The 14,295-nt window shown below is 68.1% G+C and carries 17 protein-coding genes; 7 read left to right on the top strand and 10 right to left on the bottom strand.

The genetic code is table 11. The features are described 5' to 3' along the window. Window positions 1-5: 5 nt before the first annotated feature. Window positions 6-1,184, bottom strand: a complete 1,179-nt coding sequence (locus BM345_RS02040) for an acetyl-CoA C-acetyltransferase (protein WP_093374975.1) — start codon at window positions 1,182-1,184, stop codon at window positions 6-8. Between the two features lie 67 nt (window positions 1,185-1,251). Then, window positions 1,252-2,952 carry a class I poly(R)-hydroxyalkanoic acid synthase gene (phaC, locus tag BM345_RS02035; protein WP_093374973.1) on the bottom strand — a complete coding sequence of 567 codons (1,701 nt, stop codon included), beginning with the start codon at window positions 2,950-2,952 and terminating at the stop codon, window positions 1,252-1,254. 122 nt (window positions 2,953-3,074) lie between these two features. Here phaC and BM345_RS02030 point away from each other — a divergent pair, with 122 nt between their 5' ends. Continuing rightward, complete coding sequence (locus tag BM345_RS02030) at window positions 3,075-3,377, top strand: hypothetical protein (RefSeq protein WP_093374971.1); 303 nt, start codon at window positions 3,075-3,077, stop codon at window positions 3,375-3,377. Here the strand turns inward: BM345_RS02030 and pgeF are convergent. Together pgeF and maiA are read right to left on the bottom strand one after the other, a co-directional pair. After that, a complete protein-coding gene (pgeF, locus tag BM345_RS02025) occupies window positions 3,306-4,079 on the bottom strand; it encodes a peptidoglycan editing factor PgeF (protein ID WP_254789425.1) in 774 nt (257 codons plus the stop codon). The genes BM345_RS02030 and pgeF overlap by 72 nt on opposite strands. Beyond that, the gene (gene maiA, locus BM345_RS02020; RefSeq protein WP_093374969.1) at window positions 4,076-4,717 is read right to left on the bottom strand and encodes a maleylacetoacetate isomerase; all 642 of its coding nucleotides are present in this window, start codon (window positions 4,715-4,717) and stop codon (window positions 4,076-4,078) included. Before maiA ends, pgeF begins: the two co-directional genes overlap by 4 nt. 124 nt (window positions 4,718-4,841) lie before the next feature. On the opposite strand from maiA, the gene BM345_RS02015 reads away from it, so the two are divergent. From BM345_RS02015 to BM345_RS01995, 5 genes are all read left to right on the top strand, one after another. Further along, on the top strand, window positions 4,842-5,543 hold the full coding sequence (locus tag BM345_RS02015; RefSeq protein WP_093374967.1) for a fumarylacetoacetate hydrolase family protein: 702 nt from the start codon (window positions 4,842-4,844) through the stop codon (window positions 5,541-5,543). Then, the gene (locus tag BM345_RS02010; RefSeq protein WP_093374965.1) at window positions 5,540-6,088 is read left to right on the top strand and encodes an NUDIX hydrolase; all 549 of its coding nucleotides are present in this window, start codon (window positions 5,540-5,542) and stop codon (window positions 6,086-6,088) included. The genes BM345_RS02015 and BM345_RS02010 overlap by 4 nt, the downstream gene beginning before the upstream one ends. Before the next feature lie 74 nt (window positions 6,089-6,162). After that, window positions 6,163-6,681 carry a murein hydrolase activator EnvC family protein gene (locus BM345_RS02005; protein ID WP_093374963.1) on the top strand — a complete coding sequence of 173 codons (519 nt, stop codon included), beginning with the start codon at window positions 6,163-6,165 and terminating at the stop codon, window positions 6,679-6,681. 45 nt (window positions 6,682-6,726) lie between these two features. After that, a complete protein-coding gene (locus BM345_RS02000; protein ID WP_093374961.1) occupies window positions 6,727-7,086 on the top strand; it encodes a hypothetical protein in 360 nt (119 codons plus the stop codon). Window positions 7,087-7,121: 35 nt separating this feature from the next. Beyond that, window positions 7,122-8,177, top strand: coding sequence for a hypothetical protein (locus BM345_RS01995; RefSeq protein WP_093374959.1), 1,056 nt, complete (start codon window positions 7,122-7,124; stop codon window positions 8,175-8,177). A gap of 34 nt (window positions 8,178-8,211) precedes the next feature. On the opposite strand, the gene BM345_RS01990 is transcribed toward BM345_RS01995, so the two are convergent. Together BM345_RS01990 and BM345_RS01985 are read right to left on the bottom strand one after the other, a co-directional pair. Then, window positions 8,212-8,574 (bottom strand): hypothetical protein, encoded by a 363-nt coding sequence (locus tag BM345_RS01990; RefSeq protein WP_139237447.1) that lies wholly within the window; start codon window positions 8,572-8,574, stop codon window positions 8,212-8,214. Between the two features lie 51 nt (window positions 8,575-8,625). After that, a complete protein-coding gene (locus BM345_RS01985; protein WP_093374955.1) occupies window positions 8,626-9,546 on the bottom strand; it encodes a LytTR family DNA-binding domain-containing protein in 921 nt (306 codons plus the stop codon). Window positions 9,547-9,698: 152 nt separating this feature from the next. Here BM345_RS01985 and BM345_RS01980 point away from each other — a divergent pair, with 152 nt between their 5' ends. Next, window positions 9,699-10,889: an acyltransferase family protein gene (locus tag BM345_RS01980; protein ID WP_093374953.1), complete on the top strand. Its 1,191-nt coding sequence runs from the start codon at window positions 9,699-9,701 to the stop codon at window positions 10,887-10,889. Between the two features lie 13 nt (window positions 10,890-10,902). On the opposite strand, the gene BM345_RS01975 is transcribed toward BM345_RS01980, so the two are convergent. From BM345_RS01975 to BM345_RS01960, 4 genes are read right to left on the bottom strand one after another with little or no spacing between them, the layout of a single operon-like run. Continuing rightward, a complete protein-coding gene (locus tag BM345_RS01975; protein WP_093374951.1) occupies window positions 10,903-11,604 on the bottom strand; it encodes an ABC transporter ATP-binding protein in 702 nt (233 codons plus the stop codon). A gap of 1 nt (window position 11,605) precedes the next feature. Continuing rightward, window positions 11,606-12,358, bottom strand: a complete 753-nt coding sequence (locus BM345_RS01970) for an ABC transporter ATP-binding protein (protein WP_093374949.1) — start codon at window positions 12,356-12,358, stop codon at window positions 11,606-11,608. Then, the gene (locus tag BM345_RS01965) at window positions 12,355-13,305 is read right to left on the bottom strand and encodes a branched-chain amino acid ABC transporter permease (protein WP_093374947.1); all 951 of its coding nucleotides are present in this window, start codon (window positions 13,303-13,305) and stop codon (window positions 12,355-12,357) included. Before BM345_RS01965 ends, BM345_RS01970 begins: the two co-directional genes overlap by 4 nt. After that, the gene (locus tag BM345_RS01960; RefSeq protein ID WP_093374945.1) at window positions 13,302-14,174 is read right to left on the bottom strand and encodes a branched-chain amino acid ABC transporter permease; all 873 of its coding nucleotides are present in this window, start codon (window positions 14,172-14,174) and stop codon (window positions 13,302-13,304) included. Before BM345_RS01960 ends, BM345_RS01965 begins: the two co-directional genes overlap by 4 nt. Window positions 14,175-14,295: the final 121 nt, after the last annotated feature.

The raw sequence follows: 14,295 nt of genomic DNA, 5'->3' as shown, positions 1-14,295 counted from the left end.
GCTTTTCAGCGCTCGATGGTCAGTGCCACGCCCATGCCGCCGCCGATGCACAGCGAGGCAATGCCCTTCTTGGCATTCTGGCGCTGCATCTCGTGCAGCAGAGTGACCAGGATGCGGCAGCCGGACGCACCGATGGGGTGGCCGATGGCGATGGCGCCGCCGTTCACATTCACCTTGTTGATGTCCCAGCCCATTTCCCGATTGACCGCGCAGGCCTGGGCTGCGAAGGCTTCGTTGATCTCGAGCAGGTCGAGGTCGGAGGGCTTCCAGCCAGCACGCTGCAAAGCCTTCTGCGAGGCGGGCACCGGGCCCATGCCCATGAAGGCGGGGTCCAGGCCGGTGGTGGCGTAGCTGGCGATGCGGCCCAGGGGCTTGAGGCCCAGGGCCTCCGCCTTCTTGGCGGACATGACGACCACGGCGGCGGCGCCGTCGTTCAGGCCCGAGGCATTGCCGGCCGTGACGCCACCGGCCTTGTCGAAGGCAGGGCGCAGGCCGGCCAGGCCTTCGGCGTTGGTCTTGCGATTGATGAACTCGTCGGTGTTGAACACCACCGGGTCACCCTTTCGCTGCGGGATGTTCACGCCCACGATCTCGTCCTTGAACTTGCCGGCGTCCTGCGCGGCGGCGGCCTTGGTCTGGCTGGCCAGGGCCAGCTCGTCCTGCGCCGAACGGTCGATGTTGTACTTCTTGGCCACGTTCTCGGCCGTGATGCCCATGTGGTACTGGTTGTACACGTCCCACAGGCCGTCCACGATCATCGTGTCCTGCAGCTTCCAGTCGCCCATGCGCTGGCCGTTGCGCGAGTTGGGCAGCACGTGGGGCGCCATGCTCATGCTTTCCTGTCCGCCGGCCACCACGATCTCGCTGTCGCCGGTGGCCACCGCCTGCGCCGCCAGCATCACCGCCTTGAGGCCCGAGCCGCACACGGCGTTGATGGTCAAGGCCGGGGTTTCCTTGGCAATGCCGCTCTTGATCAGCGCCTGGCGCGCCGGGTTCTGGCCTGCACCGGCGGTGAGCACCTGGCCCATGATGACTTCGCCGATCTGGTCGTTGGCCAGCTTGGCACGCGCCAGCACTTCCTTGATGACGATGGCACCCAGCTCGGTGGCCGGGATGCCGGCGAGCGCGCCGCCGAACTTGCCGACTGCGGTGCGTGCGGCCGAAACGATGACGATGTCTTCCATGTGGATTCTCCTGGTGTAGCGGGTAGGGATGCGGGTGGTGAGGAAAGGGGCGAAAAGAGCGCCTGGCTCAGGCCTTGGCCTTGACGTAGCTGCCGGGTGCCGGCTGCGTGGCCTTGTACTTCGTGCCCCGGCCATAGGCCTTGGGCGCGGCGACCTGCTTGCCGGCGTGCGAGGCCAGCCACTTGGACCAGTCGGTCCACCAGCTGCCCGGATGCTCCTGTGCGCCGGCCAGCCAGTCTTCATGCGCGGCCGGCAGCTTGCCGTCTTCGCGGATCCAGTGGCTGCGCTTCTTCTTGGCGGGCGGGTTGATCACGCCGGCGATGTGGCCCGAGGCGCCCATCACGAAGCGCTTCTTGCCCTTGAGCAGCTGCGTGGTGGCGTAGGCGCCGCCGATGGGCACGATGTGGTCCTCGCGCGAGCCGTAGATGTAGACCGGCGCATCGATGGAACCCAGGTCGACCTTTTCGCCGCAGACGGTGAGCGCGCCGGGCCGGGAGAGCTTGTTCTCGTGGTAGGTGTTGCGCAGGTACCAGGCGTAGAAGGGGCCCGGCAGGTTGGTGGCGTCGCAGTTCCAGTACAGCAGGTCGAAGGGCGGCGGTGTCTCGCCCTTGAGATAGTTGCCCACCACGTAGTTCCACACCAGGTCGTTGGGCCGCAGGAAGCTGAAGGTGGAGGCCAGGTCGCCGCCCGCCAGCAGGCCGCCCTGCCCCAGGGTCATCTCGCGGTACTGCACCATGTTCTCGTCGATGAACACGTCCAGGATGCCGGTGTCCTTGAAGTCCAGCAGCGTGGTGAGGAAGGTGACCGAGGCGGCCGGGTGCTCGCCGCGCGCCGCCAGCACCGACAGCGCCGTGGCCAGGATGGTGCCGCCCACGCAGAAGCCCAGTACGTTGATCTGCTCGCTGCCCGAGATGTCCTGCACCGTGTGGATGGCGGTGATGGCGGCGTTCTCGATGTAGTCGTCCCAGGTGGCGTCGCGCATCGACTCGTCGGGGTTGCGCCAGCTCACCACGAACACGCGGTGGCCCTGCTCCACCGCATAGCGGATCAGCGAGTTGTCGGGCTGCAGGTCGAGGATGTAGAACTTGTTGATGCACGGCGGCACCAGCAGGAAGGGCCGCTCGTAGACCTTGGCGCCCAGCGGCTTGTACTCGAGTAACTGGAAATACTCGTTCTCGAACACCACCGCGCCCTCGGTGCTGGCCACGTTGCGGCCGACCTCGAAGGCACTCTCGTCCGTCATGCTCAGGTGGCCCTGGCGGATGTCGTTGAGCAGGTTCTGCATGCCCTTGGCGATGCTTTCGCCCTGGGTGTCGATGGCCTTCTGCTGCGCATCGGCGTTGAAGGCCAGGAAGTTGCTGGGCGAGCTGGCGGCCATCCACTGCTCGACCGCGAAGCGCAGGCGCGCCCGGGTCTTCTCGTCACCCTGGGCGGCCTCGGCCAGCTCCATCATGGTCCGGGCGTTGAGCAGGTAGACCGCCGCGCCGAAGGCCGCCATCGGGTTGCTGCCCCAGGCCTGGGCGGCAAAGCGGCGGTCGCCCAGCGACTGGGACTCGAAGCCTTTTTGCCACAGCTCGGTGGCCTGGGATACATACTGTTGCTGCATCTGCTGCAATCGCTCCGGATCGAAGCTGATCTGCGGAAGCTGCCACGGCGCGCCGTCTCCCTCCGGCTTGCCCAAGGCCTGGATCGACGCCAGTGCCTGCTTCCATCCCTGCGCGAACGGCTCGAACAATGCCTCGGCCGACGCGGCGCCCTGTTGCTTCATGGGTGTCTCCTGTCCCTGTCAGATGCGGATGCTGCTTCTGGTTTGAGTATGCTGCATTCGCCGACCCCCCACAACGCGGCCCGCAAAGGCGCATCGGGCCGCTCGACTTCCACAAGCTTTCCATGCATCTCGTGATCATCGCCTGGCTCTACGTGGTCCTGATGATGGCCGTGGCCGAGGCCACGAACACCACCGGCACCGTCCTGGGCGCCATCATCACCTTCGTCCTGTACGGGCTGCTGCCCATGGGGCTGATCGCCTACATCATGGGCACGCCGAGCCGGCGGCGGGCCGCCAGGGCCCGCCAGCAGGCCGAGCGGGAAGCCGCCATGAAGGCGGGCGCCGCCGCGCCGTCAGGCCTCGCGCCAGACCCCGGCGGCCAGGCGTCCGCCGACCCGCTCGCGCCGGTACGAAAAGAACCGTGAGGGGTTGGAGACGGTGCACCAGGCGGCGCTGCCGTCGTTGCCGTGCACCTGCCGCACGCCCAGCGCCTGAAGCTGCTGACGGGCCAGGCCGGACAGGTCGGCCAGCCACTTGCCTGACGCGGCGCCGGGCTTGAAGCAGGCGGCTGCGGCAGGGTCGATGGCCTCGAAGGCCGCCTTGACCTCCCCGCCCACCTCGAAGGCGTCGGGCCCGATGCAGGGTCCCAGCCAGGCCATGAGCTCGCCGCGGCGGCCCTGGTCGTCGTCGAAGCTCTGCACCGCGCGCGCCAGCACGCCGGCCGCCAGGCCACGCCAGCCGGCATGCGCCGCGGCCACGCGATGGCCCTGCGCATCGGTGAAGAGCACCGGCAGGCAGTCGGCCACCATCACCGTGCAGGCCAGGCCGGCCTGCGCGGTGCAGGCCGCGTCGGCGGCCATGCCATCGACGACCGTTTCATCCAGCACGGCCACGTCGGTGCCGTGCACCTGCTGCAGGAACACCGGCCGCGCGCCGATGGCCCGGGCCAGGCGCTCGCGATTGGCGGCCACGTCGGCCGGCACGTCGCCCACGTGCTCGCCCAGGTTCAGGCTGGCATAGGGGCCGGTGGAGACGCCGCCGGCACGGGTGGTGCAGACGGCCCGGATGCCCGGCGGCGCCGGCCAATCGGGGACGATCCAGTCGGGGTCGAACTGGCGCAGGCTCACGCTTCCGCGTCCGGGCAGCGGGAAGGCTGCGTTGCCTGGAAGGCTTCCAGCTTCATGCAGGACTCGAAGGCGCGCATGGTGCGCTCCAGGCCGCTGAAGTCGCAGTTGAAGCGCTGGCCGTTGAAGATCTGCGGCACCAGGCAGCAGTCGGCCAGCGTGGGCGTATCGCCGTAGCAGTAGGCGGAAGCCGGCAGCCGCGCCAGCTGGCGCTCGAAGGCTTCCAGGCCTTCGCGCACCCAGTGGCGGTACCAGGTGTTCTTGGCTTCGTCGTCCAGCTTGAGTTCACGCACCAGGTACTTGAGCACCCGAAGGTTGTTCAGCGGGTGGATCTCGCAGGCCACGGTCTCGGCCAGGCCGCGCACCCGGGCGCGGCCCAGGGCATCGGCAGGCAGCAGGCGCGGCTGCGGCTGCACCTCGTCCAGGTACTCGATGATGGCCATGGACTGCGACAGTCGCGTTCCGTCGTCCAGCTCCAGCAGCGGCACCAGCATGTCGGTCGACATCTCCGAGAACGGCGGGCGCTTGTGGTCGCCCTTGGCGATGTGCACGGCCTCGTACTCGTAGGGCAGTCCCTTCAGGGCCAGGGCAATGCGCACGCGGTAGGAGGCGGAGGAACGAAAATAGTTGTACAGCTTCATGGTCCGTCGAGCATAGCGGCGCCCTCGTGCCGGGCACAAGCGCAGGGGCTGTGGCTCTGGCACACTGGCAAGTTGCACAGATTTCCAATCGACCCAGACATCTGAACACAAGGACGACAGCGAGATGGCTTCCGAGTACGTTTTCACTCCCCCGCCCATGGTCTCCATCCCCGTGGTGGGCGAGGCGGCGCGCTACCCCGTGCACCGCATCTACTGCGTGGGGCGCAACTACGAGGAGCATGCGAAGGAAATGGGCTTCACCGGCCGCGAGCCGCCCTTCTTCTTCCTCAAGCCCGCCGACGCGGCCGTGGTGGTCAACGAAGGCGAGACCGGGACCATCGCCTACCCTTCGCTCACCAGGAACCTGCACCACGAGATCGAGCTGGTGGTGGCCATCGGCAAGGCCGGCACGAACATCAAGGCCGCCGACGCGCTGCAGTACATCTACGGCTATGCGGTGGGCCTGGACATGACCCGCCGCGACCTGCAGAACGACATGAAGAAGCAGGGCCGCCCCTGGTGCATCGGCAAGGCCTTCGAGCAGTCCGCGCCCATCGGCCCCATCGTGCCGGCCGCCAAGGCCGGCGACGTGGCCAATGCCGAGATCTCGTTGCAGGTCAACGGCATCGACCGCCAGCGCAGCACGGTGAGCAAGCTGATCTGGAACATCGCCGAGACCATCGAGCACCTGTCGGCCGCCTGGGAGCTGCAGCCCGGTGACCTGATCTTCACCGGCACGCCCGAAGGCGTGGCCGCCGTGGTGGCCGGCGACACGCTGGTCGGCAAAGTGGCCGGCCTGCCCACGCTCAGCGTCAAAGTCGCGTGATCCGCGTTCCGATCAAGCACTGCAGGAACTGCGGCACGGCCGTGGTCTACCGCGTTCCGGACGATGGCGACACGCGCGAGCGTGCCGTCTGCCCGGCCTGCGACACCATCCACTACGAGAACCCGACCAACGTGGTGGGCACCATCCCGGTGATGGGCGAGCGCGTGCTGCTGTGCAAGCGCAACATCGAGCCGCGCTGGGGCAAGTGGACCTTGCCCGCGGGCTTCATGGAACTCAACGAAAGCACGGCCGAGGGCGCCTCGCGCGAGACCATCGAGGAGGCCGGCGCCAACTTCGAGATCGGCGACCTCTTCGCCGTGATGAGCGTGGTGCGGGTGGGCCAGGTGCACCTGTTCTACCGGGCCCAGCTCATCAACGAGGACTTCGCACCGGGCCACGAGACCATCGAGGCGCGCATGTTCACCGAGGAAGAGATTCCCTGGGACGAGATCGCCTTCCGCACCGTGCGCGAGGCCCTTCGCCTGTTCTTCGAGGACCGCAAGACGGGGCAGTTCGGGCGCATCCATACGGTGGACATCGTCTAGTGCAGGACAGGTCCTACACGTGCCGACACGATTTGTTGGGAACATCGGCGACCGAATGCATTCCAATTCGCGCCATGCAACCTAACGCCGTCCCGTTCGCTTCCTCCACCTTCCGCGGCGCAGCCGTCCTTGTCCTCGTTGCTGCCGCTGCGCTGTCCGCTTGCACCAGCACGCCGCTCACGTCGCCGCCCAGTTCAGCCACGCCGCAGCCCGCGCCGGTGCAGAGCCGCTTCATCCGGCCCGCCAATGGCGCGACGCTGGCGAGGTTCGACGGCAAGGGCAACAAGGGCATCGACATTGCCGGCAAACCCGGCGACCCGGTGATGGCCTCGGCCGCAGGCAAGGTGGTGTACGTGGGCGACGAGCTGCGCAACTACGGCAACCTGGTCATCGTGGACCACGGAAACGACTTCCTCACCGCCTATGCCTATGCGCAGGTCGTGCTCGTGCAGGAAAAGCAGAGTGTGTCGCAAGGCCAGAAGATCGCCGAGATGGGCAAGAACCCGAACGGGACGCCCATGCTGCACTTCGAGATCCGCAAGCAGGGCGTGGCGGTGGATCCCGACCCTTATCTATCAGGGAAGATCCGCTGATCGCAACGGTCGGCGCAGCCTGCGTTTGAGGCCAGAATCGGGGGCATGAGTGCCCAGACCGATGCGACGCAGGACAGCGCCGCCGAGTACATCTCCTTCGACGAGTTCAGCCGCGGCCTGCCGCAGGGGCGCTTTCGCGTCGTCGTGAACCCTGCGCTGGCCAAGCCCTTCGTCGCCCACTTCACCCGCGTCACGCCCGTGGCCATCGCCATGATCGGGCCGGGCATCGCCGTGGCATTGGCCGGCTATCCGTGGATCGGGGCGCTGCTGGTGGCAGCAGGCGTCGTGCTCAGACGCACCGTCAGGAGCCAGGCGCCGCGCATCCTGCTGCACATGGCCTCGCGCGTGCGCTCGGTCTACGATCAGGCCACGGAGCATGGGGTGATGGAAGTCCGGCGCGCCTGAGGAAGTCCCGGCCGGCCGAACGCAGGAGACGGTCCATGAAGCACGCAAGGGGCATCGTCACAGGAACAGCTTTCTTCGCCATCGTTCTGGCAGCCCTGCTCCTGTTCGCATGGAATCGGCCGGCAACCATGCCATCAGGCCGTCCGGGCGACGTCTGGATCAACGAGCTGGCTTCCTTGCCCCGCGAGCCGGGCACGACATGCGACGAACTGCTGGATGCAAGTCGCGGCTATTCGAACCTGCGCCTGTTCGTCAATGGCATGGACACCGGCGTGAGAGCGGTGGGCTGCAAGGATCGCCCGTCTCCGACCCTGATCTTTTCCATGCGCCGCACGAGGCCAGCAGGCGCCGACACGCACGGCGACGATGCCGTGTGGGAGACCCTGATCGGCCACCCCCTGCGCAGCCTGCCCGACGGCCGATCCCTCGCCTACGACATCCAGTGGAGCAAGGACGGCAAGACGCGGCACCTGGCCAAGGAAGACGCAGGGATGGTCGTGCGGATCTTCCAGTGGTGGGCGCCGGCCGCGTGCATCCTGGTGCTCTACGTCTGGTGGCTGCTGGTCTACATGGCGCACCACACCACGCTTCTGCGCGATGCGGCGCCTGCGGGAACACCGCTGGACCAGCGCACCTACAGCCTGGGCAGGACGCAGATGGCCTGGTGGTTCGCCATCGTGTTCGCATCCTTCGTCTTTCTCTGGCTGGTGACGGGCGAGATGCCGGCCATCAGTGGCCAGGCGCTGACACTGCTGGGCATCGCCAGTGCCACCACCATGGCGTCCAGCGCCGTGGCACCCGGGCGCGAGAGCGACCGCGGCTCGGCGGGCGTGTTCTTCACCGACCTGCTGAGCGATGCGCAGGGCATCGCCATCCACCGCTTCCAGATGGTGGCGCTGACCATCGCCATGGGACTGATCTTCATCTTCGAGGTGGCGACCCGCCTGTCGATGCCAGCCTTCGATCCGTCGCTGCTGACCTTGGTGGGGCTCAGTTCGGCGACCTACGTGGGGCTGAAGATTCCCGAGGCGGCGGCGCGCGCAGGACCGTCCGGAAATTCGAACCCGGGCCGTCCGCCTTCAGGTGATTGATGTTCACAGCGCCGCTCGCGGCGCCTGCCGTTGCTCAACGCGGCTGCGCGCCGCCGCCAAACACGAACAGGCACTCGGAAGGCAGGGGCCACACCCGCACCATTTCGCAGCGAAGGTCCTTGGACAGGTCCCAACTGCTGCCGCCGTCGGCCATGGCTACCTTGACCATCTCCGGGAAAGCAGCAGCCGACGCGGCAGGCGTCTCCGCGCTGGACATCTGCGTCCACCCGAGCGCCAGCGCGATGGCGCCGACCGCAAGGCACGCGAGCAGCACCGCCATCCAGCGGCGAGGGGCTTGGCTTGTGACGATTTGCTTGGTGGACATGTGTGATCCGAAGGCGGTGCGTTGTTGAGTCGAGCGTAGAGAAACGCCCGCCCCCGCCATGTCGGACGCCATGCCGACCTGCGTGCGCCGCAAGCGCACCCGCTTGAAGTCGCCACCCCCCGTTCAGCTTGCCGCCACCACGCCCGACTGCAGGCCGGCCCGGTAGCGTCGGCTGCAGGGCACGTGGGTGCCGTCGCGCATGTGCAGGCGCGCATCGCCACCCTCCAGGGGCTCGATCTCCCTGATGCGGTCCAGGTGCACCGCGTAGCTGCGGTGCACCCGCGCATAGAGGGCCGGGTCCAGCTGCGCCAGCAGGTCGGTCAGCGTGGCGCGCAGCAGGTAGTCGTGGCCGTTGACGTGCAGGCCCACGTAGTTGCCCTGCGCCTGCAGCCAGTCGATGTCGGCGGCGTTGATGAGGAACTCGCGGCGCAGCTTGCGCACCAGGAAGCGCTCGGGACGGACAGGCGTGGCGGGCGGCTGCGCGGGCGCGGCCGGCTGCGACGGATCACCGTGCGCGGCCGCCGGCTCCTCCGGCGCATCCAGCATGCGGGCCTCGCCCTGCAGCCGCAGCATGAAGATGCGGTAGACGCGGATGCCCAGCACGATGAGCGCGTAGGCCCGAACGTCCTTCAGGTACTCGTAGGGCCAGCGCACCAGCCAGTTGCCAAAGTCGTAGCGCTCGCCCGCCAGGCCATAGACGCCGTGGCGGACCGCCACCATCGCGGCCACGTGGACCAGGCTGAAAACCACGCTGCCCAGCAGGTGCCAGGGCAGGTTGCGCCGCAGGTGTTCCAGGTCCATGGGAAAGCGGCGCTCGAAGGCGAACACCGCCGGTATCAGGGCCAGCAGGCTGAACTGGCTGCTCAGCTCCCAGCTCAGGACTTGCCAGAAAGCCACGTTGCGGCCGGCGGCGCTGGCATCCATGGCCGCCACCACCACGCTGGCGCCCACCTGCAGCAGCGCCACCACCACCCAGAAGGCGATCTCGGTGCGGCGGCGGAAGGGTCGGTAGCGTTCGAAAAGGTTGGGACCTGGGGTCGGCATGGCCGGCCATTCTCATCACAACCGGGGCGGCGGGGAGGAATTTCGTCCCCGCCGGGCGGCCGCTCGTCCCAAAGTGCCGCGCTTTCGACCCTTGGGCATGCCGACGGGCGCTTGCGCGAACAGCATGGCCCATCCCATCACCGGAGACCGCCATGCCGAGCACCTCGCCCCCCAGCCGCCGCCACGACATCGACGCCCTGCGCGCCCTCGCCTTCACGCTGCTCATCCTCTACCACCTGGGCATGTACTACGTGGCCGGCTGGCCCTGGCACCTGAAGAGCCCGCACGCCGCCTCCTGGCTGCAGGGGCCGATGCTGTTCGTCAACATCTGGCGCATGGACCTGGTCTTCCTGGTCTCGGGCGTCGCCTTCGGCTTCCTGAGCAAGGGCAGCCCCTCGACCTGGCGGCTGATCGGCCAGCGCGCCTGGCGGCTGCTGCTGCCGCTGGTGTTCGGCATGTACGTGGTGGTGTCCTACCAGGCCTATGCCGAAGCACTGGACAAGGGGGCGATTGCACCCGGGTTCGCGGCCTTCTTCCGGCACTACCTGGCCGGCGGCCCCTGGCCCAAGGGCGCCTTCGCCGGTTCGGACTTCGGCGTGACCTGGGCGCACCTGTGGTACCTGCCCTATCTCTTCGTCTATTCGGCGGCGCTGGCACTGATCCGGCCCTGGATGCGGCGGCCGGCCGCTCTGTTCGCCCGCCTGCGCGGCTGGAAGCTGCTGGCGCTGCCCGTGCTGCCCCTGCTGATCTACGGCCTGCTGCTGGCGCCGCGCTTTCCGGCCACGCACGACCTGCTGCACGACGGCTACCTGCACCCGCTGTACTTCACGATCTTCCTGTACGGCTACTGGATGGGCACCGATGCCGGCATCTGGACGGAGTTCATGCGGCTGCGGCACGTCGCACTGGGGTTGGCCCTGGCGCTGGTCGCTCTCCTTTTCGTGCTGCGCTCGCTGCCGTTCGAGTTGCCCTGGCTGCTGCGCACGCTGCGCGCCTTCTACCTGTGGACCGCCCTGGCCGCGATCCTGGGCCTGGCGCACCGCCACCTGAACCGCCCCTGGCCCTGGCTGGGCTGGGCCACCGACTCGGTCTATCCCTGGTACATGCTGCACCAGACGCTGATCATGGCGGGCGCGGTGCTGCTGGCCCGCTGGCCGCTGGGGCCGGTGCTGGAGCCGGCGCTCCTGCTGGCCTTCACCGTGGGCGGCTGCTGGTTGCTGACGGACGGGCTGATCCGCCGCGTGCGCTGGATTCGGCCGCTGTTCGGACTGAAGCCAGCCGCACGGGCGCAGCAGCGCAAGCCGGCCGGTCCGGTCCCCGTCTACCTGGGTTCGGGCGAATGAGCCCGAGGGGCGATCAGACCCCGAGCAGCGCCGACACCTGGCCAGGCTCGGCCAGCATGTCGGCCGAGTCGGAAGCCAGCACGATGCGGCCCTTCTCCATCACCACCGCCTGGTCGGTGTGGCCCAGCACCTTGCGCCAGTCGCGGTCCACGATGAGGGTGGAGATGCCGGTGGCGCGGATCTGCGCGATGACGCGCCAGATCTCCGCCACCACCAGCGGCGCCAGGCCCTCGGTGGCCTCGTCCAGGATCATGAGGCGCGGGTTGGTCATGAGCGCCCGGCCGATGGAGAGCATCTGCTGCTCGCCGCCCGACAGCTGCTGCCCGCCGTGCGAGAGGCGCTCGGACAGGCGCGGGAAGGTGCTCATCACCCGGTCGAAGGTCCAGTCGCGCCGACCGTCGGGTCCGGCGCGCTCGCTCATCACCAGGTTCTCGCGAACGGACAGGTTGGGGAAGATGCCGCGCCCTTCCGGCACGTAGCCGATGCCCAGGCGCGCCATCTTCTCCGGCACCCAGCCGGTGACCTTGCGGCCCTCGAACAGCACCTGGCCGGACGCTGGCCGCACATAGCCCATCAGGCTGCGGATCAGCGTGGTCTTGCCCATGCCGTTGCGGCCCAAGAGGCCCAGCGAGGTGGAGGCGGGCAGCTGAACGTCGACGCCGCGCAGGATGTGGCTGTCGCCGTAGTAGGTGTTGAGGCCTTCGATCTTGAGCATCTCAGTGGCCTCCCTCTTCGCCGAGGTAGGCCGTGCGGACCTCGGGGTTCTGGCGGATCGAGGCCGGGTCGCCCGAGGCGATGACCGCGCCGTTGACCATCACCGTGATGCGGTCGGCAATGCGGAACACCGCGTCCATGTCGTGCTCCACCAGCAGGATCGCGTGGCTGGCCTTGAGCTTGGCCAGCAGCGTGAGCATGCGGTCGGTTTCCTCCGCACCCATGCCTGCGAGCGGCTCGTCCAGCAGCAGCACGCGCGGCCGGGTGGCCAGGCACATCGCCACTTCGAGCTGGCGCTTGGCGCCGTGGCTCAGGGTGCCGGCGACGCGGCCGGCCACCTCGGCCAGGCCCGCGGCCTCCAGCGCCTCGCGGGCGGCGGCGTTGCTCGCGTCGCAGCTGCGCGAGGACTGCCAGATGGCCCAGGGCCGCGGCGTGGCGGCCTGCGCGGCCAGGCGGCAGTTCTCGTGCACGGTGAACTCCGGGAAGATGGTGGTGCGCTGGTAGCTGCGCCCCACCCCGCTGCGCGCACGCAGGGCCTGCGAGCGCCTGGTGATCTCTTCGCCATCCAGCGCGATGCGGCCTTCCGAGGCCGCGATTTCGCCCGAGAGCATGTTGATCAGCGTGGACTTGCCGGCGCCGTTGGTGCCAATCACTGCATGTACTTCGCCCAGGCGAAGGTCCAGCGTCACGCCATTGACAGCCACGAGCCCGCCGAAGCGGCGCGTGAGCGAACTGACAGAAAGAAGTGCGCTCATGTCGAAGCCTTCGGCGAGAGGCGGCTTGCCAGCCCGATGAGGCCTTTGGGCAGCAGCGCCACGAAGGCGATGATGCAGATGCCCAGCGTCAGCTGCCAGTGGTCCGCCAGCGGCCCGACGAAGGCATGCGTGCCCAGCACCTCCTTGAGCAGCGTGAAGGCCACGGCGCCGATCACGGCGCCGCGCAGGTGGCCCAGGCCGCCCAGGATGATCATCAGCAGCACCTCGCCCGAGTTGTGCCAGGCCAGCAGTTCGGGGTTGACCACGCCGTCGCGCGAGGCCAGCAGGAAGCCCGCCAGGCCCGCCAGCGCACCGGCGATGACGAAGGCCGCCAGCTTGTAGCCGTACACCGGGAAGCCGGCAGCGCGCATGCGCTGCTCGTTCACGCGGATGCCGGCCAGCGCCGCGCCGAAGCGCGAGCGCCCTATCAGCGCCAGCAGGCCGTAGGTGAACACCAGCGCCGCCAGCACCACGTAGAAGGTGACCATGCGGTTCTCCATGTCCAGTGCGCCCAGCGCCGGCCGGATGTACATGTAGATACCGTCGCTGCCGCCACCCAGTGCGGTGTCGTGGAAGACGAAGAAGGCCATCTGCGCAAAGGCCAGCGTGACCATGATGAAGTAGACGCCGCGGGTGCGCAGGCTCAGCGCGCCCACCACCAGCGCGTAGGCGGCGGCGAAGCCCATGGCCGCGGGCAGCAGCAGCGCGATGGAGCCGCCCTCCTTGCCCGACAGCAGCACCGTTGCATAGGCGCCGATGCCGTAGAAGGCCGCGTGGCCCAGGCTCACCAGGCCGGTCATGCCCACCAGCAGTTCCAGGCTCAGGGCGAAGATCGAGAGGATCATGATCTTCACCACGAAGTCCGACAGGTACGGGCTCAGCGCGGGGCCCGCCCCCGCGAGGACGAGGGCGACGATCAGCGGGATGAAGGCAGACAGCTTCCTCATGCCTTCTTCCCCATCAGCCCTTCCGGACGCCAGATCAGGATGACGGCCATGAGCACGTACACGCCCATGCCCGCCACCTCGGCGAAGAAGACCTTGCCGAAGGTGTCGACGAAGCCCACCAGCAGCGAGGCCACCAGCGCGCCGGTGATGGAGCCGATGCCGCCGATCACCACCACCACGAAGCAGATGATGAGCACGCTCGCCCCCATGTTGGGATAGACCGAACTCATGGGTGCGGCGATCATGCCGGCCAGCGCAGCCAGCGCCACGCCTGCCGCGAACACGATGCGGTACAGGCGCCGGATGTCGATGCCCAGGCCGCGCACCATGTCGCGGTTGCTGGCACCGGCGCGGATCATCATGCCCAGCCGCGTGCGGTTGACCACGTAGTACAGGCCCACGGCCAGAACGACGCAGGCGGCCGAGGCGAAGAGGCGATACCAGGGGTAGCTCATCAGGCTGCCCAGCGCGAAACTGCCGTCCAGCCAGGAGGGCACCTTCACGCCGTGCACGTCATTGCCCACCAGGATGGAGCGCAGTTCCTCGAACACCAGGATGAGGCCGTAGGTCATCAACACCTGCTGCAGGTGGTCGCGCTGGTAGAGGTAGCTGAAGAAGGCCCACTCCAGCACGTAGCCGAAGATGGCCGCCAGCGCCACGCCGGCCAGCAGCATGACGATGAAGTTGTCGCCGAACAGCGGCGACAGCGCGAACGCCAGGTAGGCGCCCAGCATGTAGAAGCTGCCGTGCGCCAGGTTGATGACGCCCATGATCCCGAAGATGAGCGTCAGCCCGGATGCCACCAGGAACAGCAGCAGGCCGTACTGCACCGAGTTCAGGCACTGAACGAGGAAGGTACCGAAGTCCAACGTGAAGGTCTCATGTGTTGAGAGGCCCGGCAAGGGGCAGCCCGGCGCACCATCGCGCCGCGCTTGCCATGCCCTGCAAGGAAGATGCCGTGGACGAGTTCATCGCGCACGGCGGAAGGTG

The organism is Variovorax sp. OV329 (assembly GCF_900114785.1).
Lineage (GTDB): Bacteria > Pseudomonadota > Gammaproteobacteria > Burkholderiales > Burkholderiaceae_C > Variovorax.
The sequence above is the reverse complement of the archived record's forward strand: the minus strand, read 5'-3'. Positions and strand labels throughout refer to the sequence as shown.